At 61.7% G+C, this 11,672-nt stretch carries 11 protein-coding genes; 5 read left to right on the top strand and 6 right to left on the bottom strand.

Annotation, left to right across the window (positions count from 1 at the left end):
- Positions 1 to 114: 114 nt before the first annotated feature.
- Both CDV46_RS24360 and CDV46_RS24365 read right to left on the bottom strand, forming a co-directional pair.
- Positions 115 to 1,563 carry an amidase gene (locus tag CDV46_RS24360; protein WP_087725524.1) on the bottom strand — a complete coding sequence of 483 codons (1,449 nt, stop codon included), beginning with the start codon at positions 1,561 to 1,563 and terminating at the stop codon, positions 115 to 117.
- Positions 1,564 to 1,651: 88 nt separating this feature from the next.
- Positions 1,652 to 2,944, bottom strand: coding sequence for an MFS transporter (locus tag CDV46_RS24365; protein ID WP_087725526.1), 1,293 nt, complete (start codon positions 2,942 to 2,944; stop codon positions 1,652 to 1,654).
- 108 nt (positions 2,945 to 3,052) lie between these two features.
- Here CDV46_RS24365 and CDV46_RS24370 point away from each other — a divergent pair, with 108 nt between their 5' ends.
- Entirely contained in the window at positions 3,053 to 4,030 is a 978-nt protein-coding gene (locus tag CDV46_RS24370) for an Lrp/AsnC family transcriptional regulator (RefSeq protein ID WP_254916206.1), read from the top strand.
- A 39-nt stretch (positions 4,031 to 4,069) separates the two neighbouring features.
- Here the strand turns inward: CDV46_RS24370 and CDV46_RS24375 are convergent, their stop codons facing one another.
- Positions 4,070 to 4,705: an NUMOD4 domain-containing protein gene (locus tag CDV46_RS24375; protein ID WP_176399177.1), complete on the bottom strand. Its 636-nt coding sequence runs from the start codon at positions 4,703 to 4,705 to the stop codon at positions 4,070 to 4,072.
- Positions 4,706 to 4,953: 248 nt separating this feature from the next.
- On the opposite strand from CDV46_RS24375, the gene CDV46_RS24380 reads away from it, so the two are divergent.
- Entirely contained in the window at positions 4,954 to 5,187 is a 234-nt protein-coding gene (locus CDV46_RS24380; RefSeq protein WP_087687704.1) for a hypothetical protein, read from the top strand.
- Positions 5,188 to 5,380: 193 nt separating this feature from the next.
- Here the strand turns inward: CDV46_RS24380 and CDV46_RS24385 are convergent, their stop codons facing one another.
- The 3 genes from CDV46_RS24385 to CDV46_RS27235 form a co-directional block, all read right to left on the bottom strand.
- Entirely contained in the window at positions 5,381 to 5,800 is a 420-nt protein-coding gene (locus CDV46_RS24385; protein ID WP_087687703.1) for an organic hydroperoxide resistance protein, read from the bottom strand.
- A 224-nt stretch (positions 5,801 to 6,024) separates the two neighbouring features.
- Complete coding sequence (locus CDV46_RS24390) at positions 6,025 to 6,312, bottom strand: YciI family protein (RefSeq protein ID WP_087725531.1); 288 nt, start codon at positions 6,310 to 6,312, stop codon at positions 6,025 to 6,027.
- A gap of 174 nt (positions 6,313 to 6,486) precedes the next feature.
- Complete coding sequence (locus tag CDV46_RS27235) at positions 6,487 to 6,843, bottom strand: hypothetical protein (protein WP_176399160.1); 357 nt, start codon at positions 6,841 to 6,843, stop codon at positions 6,487 to 6,489.
- Here CDV46_RS27235 and CDV46_RS24395 point away from each other — a divergent pair.
- The 3 genes from CDV46_RS24395 to CDV46_RS24405 are packed head-to-tail and all read left to right on the top strand — an operon-like array spanning position 6,830 to position 11,654.
- Positions 6,830 to 8,788 carry a TonB-dependent receptor plug domain-containing protein gene (locus tag CDV46_RS24395; protein ID WP_254916207.1) on the top strand — a complete coding sequence of 653 codons (1,959 nt, stop codon included), beginning with the start codon at positions 6,830 to 6,832 and terminating at the stop codon, positions 8,786 to 8,788. The two genes, CDV46_RS27235 and CDV46_RS24395, sit on opposite strands and share 14 nt — an antisense overlap.
- Before the next feature lie 11 nt (positions 8,789 to 8,799).
- Positions 8,800 to 10,239 carry an ABC transporter substrate-binding protein gene (locus CDV46_RS24400; RefSeq protein WP_176399178.1) on the top strand — a complete coding sequence of 480 codons (1,440 nt, stop codon included), beginning with the start codon at positions 8,800 to 8,802 and terminating at the stop codon, positions 10,237 to 10,239.
- Positions 10,224 to 11,654: a di-heme oxidoreductase family protein gene (locus tag CDV46_RS24405; protein ID WP_254916208.1), complete on the top strand. Its 1,431-nt coding sequence runs from the start codon at positions 10,224 to 10,226 to the stop codon at positions 11,652 to 11,654. Before CDV46_RS24400 ends, CDV46_RS24405 begins: the two co-directional genes overlap by 16 nt.
- Positions 11,655 to 11,672 lie beyond the last annotated feature (18 nt).

The following is an 11,672-nucleotide window of genomic DNA, read 5'->3' on the forward strand; positions in this document are numbered from 1 at the left end:
CGGAAGGCCCCGTGGAGACTGGCGCACCGAGTGTTCCGTCTGTTGACGCCTACCGTCGTCCGGATCCTCGGTGCGCTGGTTTCGACCGGTTTTGGATCGAATCAGTGGTTCTCTTTACAGCCCCCAGTGCCCCAAGTCGGGATTGACCGGCCCCGGAGCTTGCAATGCGGGTGCCAGCGCGGCGGCGACAGCCAGCAACTGACGGTCAGCCAGTGGCGGTGCCATCAGTTGCACGCCGACGGGCATGCGGCTGTCGTCAAAGCCCGCGGGGAGCGCAATGGCGGGCGTACCAAGGAAATTGCCCGCGCGGCAGAAGCGGCCGATGCTGACGTGGGCGCTATCGGCCGGGTCGAGTGGCAGGGCACCGTGGCCAGTGGCCGGAAGCAGCAGCCTCCCTTCGGGGCCGATGGCCTCGGTGAATGCAGCAACCACCCGCGCGCGGCGGGCAAGCGCCTGTTCGTACTCGGCGCGGGGAATCTTCCCGCCCGCCAGAATGCGCTGGCGTACCACGTCCCACAGTGGCTGCGTGGCGTCTTCCGCCAGATGGCCGTGCAGTTGAAAACCTTCGTAGCCGAGGATCACCGAGTTCGCTTCGGAGAGATCGCCGATGTCCAGACCTGCCGGTGGCGTCCAGAATTGCAACGTCCATCCGTCCGAGGTCAAGCGGGCGAGCGCATCGTCCCAGACACGCTGCGCACCACTCGACAGCGTTGCCGGGAAGGCGCGTGGGTCTAGTACATACAGCACGGGAAGCGTTTGTGGTGTGACGATGGGCAACGCGTCGCGCAGGCCTTTGCTGATGGCTGAGGGAATCTGCTGCGATAGCGCATCGTCGGCGTCCGGGCCAGCCAGAATGGCGGTGAGTGCGTGTGCATCGGCGACGCTGCGTGCGATCGGTCCGAGCACGTCCAATGTTGGTGCGAGCGGCACGACGCCCGCACCGCTGATCACGCCGCTGGACGGCTTGAAGCCAACCAGATGATTGAGCGTGGCGGGTGCGCGCACTGAGCCGCCAGTGTCACCGCCGACGGCAATGGGCGCCAGACCCGCCGCGACTGCGGTACCGCAGCCGGACGATGAGCCGCCCGGCGCGCGATGTTGTGTGGCGTCCCACGGGTTCCACGGCGTGCCGCGTGTGGGATTCTGCCCGGCAAGACCAAAGGCGAACTCGGTCATGTGGGTCTTGCCCAGAATGACCATGCCGGCGGCGCTCATGCGCTGCACGGCGGTAGCTGTGATGTCGCTGGTAATGTTCAATCGGCTGAGCGAGCCGGCCGAGGCCGTGCTGCCAGCGACTTCGATGCTGTCTTTGATCGCGACCGGTACGCCGTGCAGCGCGCTGCTCGGGCCGGGGCCGCCGGGGCGCAGCGCTGCGTCGGCGGCATCGGCTTGGGCCAGTGCCTGTTCGGCGAATACCACCGTGAAGGCATTGAGTCCGTGGGCGCGAGCGATGCGATCAAGGAAGTGCTGTGTAACTTCACGCGAAGTGACTTGTCCGCTGGCGATTTGGCTGGCGATCGACAGGGCGCTTTGGAAATGAAGGGGGGCGGAGGTTTCGCGCATAACAATTGGCATGAAATCGGAACCCGCCGCCCCGGTGTAGCGGGGCGACGGGCGGAAGGCTGGCGTCGCGATATTCGCGATGGTCGCGTTACTTCAGCGGCCGGCCATTGGTTTCCGGCATGCGGATGAACGTGAGCAGCGTGATGACTGCGCCTGCCAGCACGTAGTAGAAGAACCAGCGTTCTTGGCCGATGCTTTGCAGCCACGTCAGCAGGTAAGGCGTCGTGCCGCCCAGCAGGGCCACCATGAAGTTGTACGGGGCGCCAATACCGACGGCGCGCACGCGGGTCGGGAATTGTTCCGACATGATGGCGGGCGCGATCGACGTATACAGTGCGTACAACACCAGACCGAACAACTCCACCGCCAAGATCGAGGCGAACGTCGGCTGCATGCTGGTGATGACCGGGTAGAAGAACAGCAGGTAGCCAGCGGCGAACACGATGAGCTGCGGCTTGCGGCCAATGCGGTCGGAGAGCATGCCGAGCAGCGGGTGCAGCAGCATGAACACGATCATCGCGATGGTGTTGGCACCGAAGGCGACCCGGGAGTCGGCGTGCAACGCGCGGATCGCATAGGTCGGCACATAGGCGACAAACAAGTAGAACGCGAACGTCGTCAGCACGGAGAAACCGATGATGCGCAGCGTTTCGCGCGGGTACTCGCGCAGCAGCGTGCGCAGCGGTTGCTTGACGGGTTGCTGCTTGAGTTGCTCGGCGGAGGCTTCCGTCTCAGGGATGGAGGTGCGCAGCCACATGCCGGCCAAGCCACCCAGCGCGCCCAGCAGGAACGGGATGCGCCAGCCAAACTCCTTCATCTGATCGACGGAGAGATAGGTGGTGAGCGCCCAGCCGATGGCCGAGGCAATGAGGATGCCGGCTGCCGAGCTGAAGAACGCGAAACTGGAGAAGAAACCACGGCGGTGGTTGGGCGCCATCTCGGCAAGGAACGTCGAAGCCGATGCATACTCACCGCCCAGCGACAGACCTTGGATCAGTCGCGCGATCACGAGCAACACAGGCGCGGCGAGGCCGATGGTTTCGTAGGTCGGCGTGATGCCGATGATCAGCGAGCCGCCGGCCATCATTAGAATGGTGGCCGCGAGCGCAGCCTTACGACCGTAGCGGTCCGAGAAGATGCCCAGTGCCCAGCCGCCGACGGGGCGCATGAAGAAGCCCACGGCAAAAATGGCGAAGGTTGCGAGCAGCGAGGCTGTCTCATCGGTCTTCGGGAAGAACTGCCCGGAGAAGAACACTGCGAAAGACGCATAGATGGTCCAGTCGAACCATTCCACGGCGTTGCCGATGCTGCCCGCGGCAATCTTGCGTGCGTTGGATGCCTCGGCCCGCACCGGGGGAGCCATCGAGGTTGCTTGGGTCATGGAAGGAGCCCTTGTCTCTGTTCGGTTGTTGAATTTTGTCTTTGAAATGCCAAATTACGTTTAATATCGACATTTAGTATGAATGCTACATCGAATATGGACAATCGTGTGGAGACTTTGTCAGAAGAAGGGAATGTCGAGATCGACGCCACCGATCTGGCGTGTCTGGCGGCGCTTCAGGTCAACCCGCGCGGGACGTGGCGCGATCTGAGCGCTACCTGCGACGTGCCGGAGCGCACGCTGTCGCGTCGGTTGCAGCGACTGATGGAAGGTGGCTATGCCAAGGTGATCGGCGAACTGGACCCGGTGGCGGGCGGCAGCGGCCCGGTGCTGCACGCTTGGTTACAGGTGGAAAACGGCAAGGAGCAGCAGGTCGCCTGCCATCTCGCGAGCCTGCCGCAGACGCAGGTGGTGCTGGCGACGACTGGCGCGTCGGACTTGTTCGCTGAGATCAATACGCAGAGTCAGGACCAGTTGTCAGATCTGGTGGTGCGGGTGCTGCCGCAGGTGCCGGGATTAAGGCAGGTGGAGTCCCGCATCGTGCTGCGTTCGTTCCGGCGCGCGAGCCGCTGGCGCATTGACGGCTCGGTACCAGTGGAACCTGTGCCGCCGGGTGATGGACGCTTCGAACTCAATGCCGAAGAGACACGTTTGCTGGCGGTGCTGGCGTCAGACGGACGGGCCAGTTTGGGCGTGCTGGCGGAAGCTTGCGGTGTTAGCGAGCCCAAAGTGCAGCGAATGATTAGCGGGCTGGTTGAACGCCATGTGCTGACGTTCCGTGTTGAGCTTGAGCCTTCGCTTGTGGGTTACGGTGTTGAGGCAATTCTGTCGGTGCAGACCCGCCCGGGACAAGCCGAATGCATCGCGATGGAACTGGCGAAGGACAAGCACACGCGCTGCCTGTTCGGCACCAGTGGCAACACGCAGTTGTTCTGGCACGTGTTGTGTCATGACATCCATGACCTGTGGATGGTTTCTACCGAGCGAATTGGTGCGCTGGAGGGGGTGCTGTCTTGTGATGTGAGTACGGTGGTTAAAGCGTATAAGCGCGCCGGGCGGTTGAGGCACGGGTTGCGGGTGGAGTAGGGGGCTGGACGTTTCTTCTGACGCCAATGGCGACACTCATCAACTCGCACCAGTATCACTCGCTAGGAAGCGAGCATAGTTTTCTGCCAATTTCTTTCTGGCGGACTTAAGTGTTTTGGTCGGTTCGGCGATTTTCTTCAATCGTTCTAGCCGCCTTATTTCTTTTTCGGGTTGGGTGATATTTTCTTTTTGCCTCAACCACTCAAGATTTGATGCACGATTGTCTGCCGGATTCCCATTCTTGTGATTGATAACAACCTCGTGCGAATTTCCCGGCGTGACCCACGCTTTTGCAACCAAACGATGCACGTAATGAGATTTTCGTTTTCCGTTCTTGTTAAATAATCCAACTTGTCTGTGGCCTGCGGAAAGTACGGACTGAGACAGCATTTTTCCGGTTTTTTTGTTAGTGATGTTCCCAAGATTGGAAACCTGATATAGGTCTTTATATCCCCATATGTCTTGCCACTGCTCTGGCTCGGTTTCTTTGCTCAAATCAAAATCGGGAAATCTTGCTCTCAGTGCAACTTGGCTCGTATCTTTGGCCGCATAAAACTCAATGGCCCAGTCCAATAGCTCGTCACGCTCCTGAGAGCTGAGCTTATCCAAGAGCTTTTCGGAAAGCTTGGACTGCTTAACGGCAAGTTTGTCGTTGTTAGTTTTTCTTTGTTTCATCACGTGCACTCTGTTCCGTAAGGCGGGTTCTTGACCGAGAGGGGGAATCATAGCGTCCTGCTGTCTGATTTGTATCCCCATGTGTCCCGCACCCCCACCGCTACATCCACTAACACCCGACACCTTCCCAGACAAACGGCAGATACCTCCCGAAGTTTAAATAGCAACAACGGCGGATCGATGCGGTGGTATCGCAAAGCAGCCCACGATCCGGGCGTTGCTCTATTTGAACCTTTTGGAGAATCACCATGAAAGCACTGATGATCGCTGTTACCCTCGCTACCCTTGGCACCGCAGGCGTGGCGTTTGCTGCTGGCACGAACGACGTACTCACGAGCACTGGCAATGCTGTGCAAGCGGCACACTGGACGCCGGAAAACGGTCCGGCACTGAGCGCTTCGCAGGTCCACAACCAGCTCGTCGCAGCTGAAACGTCAGGTCAGATCGATCACCTGAACATGACGCTGTACAAGGGGGCGTGAGCAACCACAAGTTTCGAAACGCAGGAAACGGCTGTCGCTCACGCCGCGGCAGCCACCCGAAACAAAAAAGGGCGGGACGACATGAAAAATATGTCGTCCCGCCCTTTGTGTTTCCAGCAACGCCGCAATAAAGCCGTCCGGTGCCACCTCCCCATCAACCACTCAACGGGAAACAGCACCGAACGATCCCACATCACACCAGCGTAATCGTCACGCCAATATTCCCGCGCGTGGCCTTCGAGTACGGGCAGGTGTTATGCGCGGCATCCACCAAAGCCTGCGCCGTGTCTCGCGGCACGCCGGGCATGCTCACATTAAGACGCGCTTGCAGCGCATACCCATCGCCCACACGGCCAAGGTCGACCTCGGCATCGACCGACAAATCTTCCGGCAGCGCCACCTTGGCAGCTTGCGCCGCCAACCCGATGGCACCAATGAAGCATGCCGACCAGCCAGCCGCGAACAATTGCTCGGGATTCGTGCCGGTGCCCTTGGTGCCGGGCGACGACAGGGCGATATCGAGCCGTCCGTCGTCGCTGCGTGCAGTGCCGTCGCGTCCGCCCGAGGTGGTGTGGGTGCGGCCGGTGTAGAGAACTTTGTCGAGTTGGGTCATGAGGTGCCTCCGCTGAGTACTGAGTAACGAGTAATGCGCCATGGATCGACGCGAAAACGATGTCCGTGCCGGGAACGTCCCGGCCCTTGCAACATCGACTTCTCGCATTGAACTAAGCGGCTGTATCGGCCATGTGTCTGCACAGCGCTCGCAGGCAACGCTTTGTGTCCGTGCCCGCGTCAGATACATGGCGATACAAACTCAGCAGGGTCAGCGGGGCTGCCTCACAGCAGGTCGGTTACTTGCGGGTGCGATTTGACCGGCGAAAATTCGATAACGCGGTAGTCCGCCAGACCGTGAATGTGGAACGGGTCCTGCGCGATGAGCGCATCGAGCTCGGCGCGAGACACCTTGCCGGAGACGACGATCACGCCGCCGTCGCGCGGGTTCTTGGGGCCGGACGCGATGAACAACCCGCGCGCATATTGCGTGGCAAGAAACTCACGATGCGCTACGAGTTGCACGTCGATCGCGCTCGTGGGTTGCAGGTAAGTCAGTTCGACGATGTACATCCTGTGATCCTGTCCGAGTGGGGAGTGAAGTGCGCCATGGCGCCGCAGTCGGCCAGTGTATCAAGCCGGGTTGCAACGCGTGCAACCCGGGGCGTCATCCACCCCATGAGCCGGTTGTATCGTCCGAGCCATCGCCTCAGCACCCCGAACCACCTCGCCTTGTTACCTTGTTAATTACTTGGCATGCCTGACGACCGTCCCGAAAACCACTATCACGGCGAATGAATGATGAACATAGGTCGTCATTCGCTTGCCAAGATTTTTACTTTCCCCTACGCTGCCTCCGCCGTTGTTTGTTTCATACGGCGCAACCGCGTCCGCGCGATCCGCTCCCGATTTGCCACCACCGGACCCTGAAGGGTTCTGGCGCGTCGTTTCGCGTCCGGCATTTCGCGCGACTATCGTTATATAAGTCGATATATAACGACTAACAACAAGACGAAGAGGGGACAAAGCAGTGCGTTTTACGATGAAGAAGTTGTCGAAGCGTAAGCTTCCGTTGATGGTGGCGGCAGCGATGTCGTCGACCATGGGGTATGCCGTAGAAGAACCGGTATTCGAGTTGGGCCGCGTCGACGTGACCGCGAAAAGCGATCGCATGCCGATCGGCACGCAAACGCTCGACGCCGACCAGATCGAGCAGGCCAACCGCGTCACGGTTGGCGCCGCCCTCGACATGATGCCCGGCGTGAACATCTCGAAGGTCGGGCCGCGCAACGAAGAGATGGTGTACGTGCGCGGTTTCGACATGCGTCAGGTGCCGGTGCTCATCGATGGCATCCCCGTCTATGTCTCGTACGACGGCTACGTCGATCTCGCGCGCTTCACCACCTTCGACATCGGCGCGATCGAAGTCCAGAAGGGCTACAGCACGGTGCTGGCCGGTCCGAATACGCTGGGCGGCGTGATCAATCTGGTCGGACGCCGTCCGCAAAGCACCTTCGAAGGCAACATCGGCGGCGGCCTCGTGTTCGACCGCAAGTTCGCCAACAACGGCTATCAAGGCAACTTCAACCTCGGCAGTAATCAGGGCCTGTGGTACTTCCAAGTCAGCGGCTCTTATCTGGAGCGCGATTTCTACACGCTGTCCGATGCGTTCAAGGGTGCCCCCGCGCAAGCCCCGGGGCGACGCAACAACTCGGACAACCGTGACAAGAAGATCAACGTCAAAATTGGCTTCACGCCGAACGCGACCGACGAATACTCGCTGAACTACATCAATCAGGTCGGCAGCAAGGGCAACCCGCCTTACGCCGGCACTGACCCCACGCAGAACGTGCGCTACTGGCGCTGGCCGTACTGGGACAAGGAAAGCCTCTACTACATCTCGCGCACGCAACTGGGCAGCGACAGCTACCTGAAAGTGCGCGCCTATTACGACCGTTACAAAAACGGTCTGAGCATGTACGACGACGCCACGTATTCGACGCAGCTCAAGAAGTCATCGTCCAACTCGTCGTATGACGATCACACGTGGGGCGCAAGCGCCGAAGTCGGCACCAAGCTCTTCACCGCCAATACGGTGAAGTTCGCGGCGCACATCAAGAACGACTTCCACCACGAAATCAATCCGGGCAAACCGGACCAGCATTTCGAAGACGCCACGCTGTCGTTCGGTCTGGAAGACACCCACGAATTCACCGACCGGTTTGCCGTGCAAGGCGGCGTGAGCTACGACAAGCGCATCACGCGGCGTGCTGAAGACGTCAATGCCGCGAACCAGATCATCGGGTTCCCGAAAGACAACGTCGACGCGTGGAATCCGCAACTGGGCATGGTGTACAAGACCTCGCCGACCGGCAAGCTGCACCTCGGCGTCGCTGAGAAGAGCCGCTTCCCCACGATCAAGGATCGCTACTCGTATCGCATGGGCACAGCCATCCCGAACGCCAGCCTGCGCCCCGAGCACGCCACCAACGTGGAAATCGGCTACAGCGAGCGCATCGCGCCGGGCACCACAGGGGCGGTGAACCTGTTCTACAGCGATATCCGCAACCTGATTCAGGCCGCATCGCTTCCGGCCAGCGCTTGCAGCAGCCCGCCGTGCACGCAGATGCAGAACGTCGGGCATGTGGTGGCGCAGGGTATCGAAGCCTCGGTGAATAGTCAGATCGGCGACGACATCGAAGTCGGCGGCAACTACACGTACATCAATCGTCAGAACCGCAGCGATCCGTCGATTGTGCTGACCGATGTGCCGCGCCATAAGCTGTTCCTGTATGGCAAGTGGAACATCACGTCGAAGGTCGCGGTGAGCGGCGATACGGAATTCACGTCGTCGCGCGTCAGCTCGAGCGACGGGCGTCGCGTGGCCGCCGGGTTCGGTATCGCCAACGCAAAACTCGCGTGGAAAGTGGTGCACAACGTGACGGCGGAATTCGGCGTGCGCAATATCTTCGATCGCAACTACGCCTACACCGAGGGATACCCGGAAGCCGGTCGTAACTACTACGTGAATCTGAATTACGCGTTCTGATGGAGCAGGGTATGCAGGCAGTGGCAGGCAAGACGATTCGAACGTTCGCATTGGCAGCATTCGCGGCGATCACGGCATTTTCAACACTCGCGACTATGACCGGCGTCGTGGCAACGGCCCGTGCGGCCGATGCCCCGGCGACAGTCGCGCCACCGAAGGCCGCGAGTGCATCACAACGCGAAACCCTGACGGTGCTCACGAGCTATCCGGAGGAGGTGGTCGCGACCTTCGAGCGTGCATTCGAGAAGCAGCATCCGGAGATCGCGCTGCAAATTCTGTGGCGTCAGCATCGCGATGCCTACGACTACCTGCAAGGCCCGAAGCAGGGCGGGGTCGACGTTTATTGGTCGCCCGCCGTGCGCAACTTCGCCGATCTCGGGCAGGAGGGTTCCCTGCGCAAGCTCGACGTCGATCTCACGGGCTTGCCGTCTCACGTCGGCAAGTTCCGCATCTCCGATCCGGACGGGCGATTCGTCGCGTCGGAAATTGCCGGGTTTGGCTTCATGCTCGACCCGGCGGCGCTCGCCCGTCAGGGCCTTCCCGCACCTAAAACGTGGCAGGACCTCACGCTGCCGCGCTATCGCGGACACATCATGTTCCCGGTGCCGAGCCGTGTGGGTTTCGCGCCCACGTTGCTCGACGTCGTGCTGCAAGCCGAAGGTTGGGACAAGGGCTGGGCATTGCTCTCTGAGGCGGGGGCGAACTTCGTGTTCGCGGAGACAGGCGGCGCGTTCGCCAGCTTGTCGCATGGCATGCGTACGCCGATTTCGGTAGCGGTCACCATCGATTTCTTCGCGAGTTCCGCCATTGCGAATGGTGCGCCGCTGACCTTCGTGTACCCGCCGGGCACGGGCTATTCACCGGCGCACATCGGCATCTTGCGCGATACGCCGCACCTCGGCGCGGCGCGCACGTTTGTCAGCTTCGTGCTATCCGACGCCGGGCAACGGCTGCTGTTCGCACCGGACGTGCGCAAGCTCCCGGTACGCCCGAGCGTGTATCGCGATGCCCCGAAGGGGACGTACGACCCGTTTGCCGCCAACGCGGCCACAGCAGGCGTGACGTATGAGGAGACGCTGGGCCTCGCGCGCTATTCACTCGACAACGCGCTGTTCGACGTATTCCTCACGCGTCGCAAGGCCGAACTGACCGAACTCTGGACACGCTGGCATCAACTCGCTGGCACGGAAGGCAACGGTACCGTGAAGCCGGTGGCGGGCGTCGATGCCGTGTGTCTCGAGAAGGCGCACGCGTTGCTGACGCAGCCGCCGATCGACGCCAGCACGGCCGCCGATCCGGCGCTGCGATCAACGTTCGACCGTAGGCGCCAAGACCCCGCTGCACAGACGAAGGCCAGTGCGCTGGAGACGACTTGGTCGCAGGCATTGAACGCTCGCACGGCACACGTGCGTGAATGGCTCGCCGACGGGGCAGTATGTTCAGGCAAGTAGCGCAGGCAGGGCAACGCCGGTGGCGAGGACGTCTGTCGGCAATTGTGGCGAGCATGGTGAGTGTGACGGGCGTTGCAGGCGGTCTGACGCCGCTCGATGCCGCGTCGCAATCCGTTGCCGCGCCCATCACAGCGCCCACGACAGCACCCGTGACACGCGAAGCGTTCGGCATGCCGATGGCGTCCGTAGTGGACGACGACGCGTCACTCGCGCAATTTGCCGAAGGACGTTCGCTGTTCCGGCAGAGTTGGGTGGTGTATCCGTCAGCCGACCGACGTATTGCCGGACTCGGTCCGGTCTACAACCAGATCTCGTGCATCGCGTGTCACGTGAAGTTCGGACGCGGCAACGCGCCGCTTGGCCCGGACGAAGCGCCTCGTGGCCTGCTCGTACGTTTGAGCGTGCCGGGCAGCACGCCGACGGGCGCCCCGCGCGAGCATCCAAACTACGGCGATCAACTCGGCGACAAGGCCATTCCGGGCGTACCCGCAGAAGGGCAGGTGCGCGTGCGCTACACAGAGCGGATCGAGCGGCTGGCTGGCGGAGAAACGGTTCGCCTGCGCGTGCCGCAACTCGTGTTCAGCGATCTGGCGTTCGGACCGCTCGGGCACGGCACGACGACATCGGCGCGGGTGGGTTCTCCGGTCTACGGACTCGGCTGGCTTGAAGCCATCGACGACGCGACACTGCACGCCTTGGCCGCTCGCCGTTTGCCGGATGGCGTGCGTGGGCGCGTCAATCGCGTGTGGGACGTGGCCGCCAAGCGGCAGGTCGTCGGGCGTTTCGGCTGGAAGGCCAATCAGCCGTCGATACGTCAACAGATCGCAAGCGCCTTCGTCGGCGATCTGGGCATTACGTCGCCACTGTTTCCCGAGAAGACTTGTCCCGCAGTGCAGACCGCGTGCCGTGCGGCCCCGACCGATGGCCAGTCCGATCTGAGCGCCACGCAACTCGACGCCATCGAATACTTCCAGCGCACGTTGGAAGTGCCACCGCGTCGCGATATCGATGACGTGCAGGTCAAGCGCGGCGAGCGGCTCTTCGCGCAGAACGGATGCGCCGCATGCCACACGCCCAGCGTGCGCACGGGGGCGTTCCCGCCGTTGGCTGCCATGGCCAATCGCGAGATATCGCCTTACACCGACCTGTTGTTGCACGACATGGGGCCGGGGCTGGCAGATGGCCGTCCGGACTTTCTCGCCGGGCCGCGTGACTGGCGCACGCCGCCGTTGTGGGGGCTGGGATTGGCGGCGCTGGTGAATCCCGACGCGACCTATCTGCACGATGGCCGCGCCCGTACGGTGCAGGAAGCCATCCTGTGGCACGGCGGCGAAGGGCAGGTCGCACGAGAGCGGTTTCGCGCCATGTCGCCGCAGGCACGCGCCGATCTGTTGCGATTCCTGATGTCGCTATAAGCGATCCGGTCGCGAAGC

Source organism: Pandoraea sp. PE-S2T-3 (assembly GCF_002179965.1).
Classification (GTDB): domain Bacteria; phylum Pseudomonadota; class Gammaproteobacteria; order Burkholderiales; family Burkholderiaceae; genus Pandoraea.

Bases quoted from the DNA above. Each gene is read 5' to 3' on its own strand.
- CDV46_RS24380 (WP_087687704.1), top strand. From the start codon at position 4,954: ATGAAAGCACTGATGATCGCTGTTACCCTCGCTACCCTTGGCACCGCA.
- CDV46_RS24365 (WP_087725526.1), bottom strand. From the start codon at position 2,944: ATGACCCAAGCAACCTCGATGGCTCCCCCGGTGCGGGCCGAGGCATCC.
- CDV46_RS24390 (WP_087725531.1), bottom strand. From the start codon at position 6,312: ATGTACATCGTCGAACTGACTTACCTGCAACCCACGAGCGCGATCGAC.
- CDV46_RS24385 (WP_087687703.1), bottom strand. From the start codon at position 5,800: ATGACCCAACTCGACAAAGTTCTCTACACCGGCCGCACCCACACCACC.
- CDV46_RS27235 (WP_176399160.1), bottom strand. From the start codon at position 6,843: ATGGTCGACGACATCGCTGCCGCCACCATCAACGGAAGCTTACGCTTC.
- CDV46_RS24375 (WP_176399177.1), bottom strand. From the start codon at position 4,705: ATGAAACAAAGAAAAACTAACAACGACAAACTTGCCGTTAAGCAGTCC.
- CDV46_RS24360 (WP_087725524.1), bottom strand. From the start codon at position 1,563: ATGCGCGAAACCTCCGCCCCCCTTCATTTCCAAAGCGCCCTGTCGATC.
- CDV46_RS24405 (WP_254916208.1), top strand. From the start codon at position 10,224: ATGTTCAGGCAAGTAGCGCAGGCAGGGCAACGCCGGTGGCGAGGACGT.
- CDV46_RS24395 (WP_254916207.1), top strand. From the start codon at position 6,830: ATGTCGTCGACCATGGGGTATGCCGTAGAAGAACCGGTATTCGAGTTG.
- CDV46_RS24400 (WP_176399178.1), top strand. From the start codon at position 8,800: ATGCAGGCAGTGGCAGGCAAGACGATTCGAACGTTCGCATTGGCAGCA.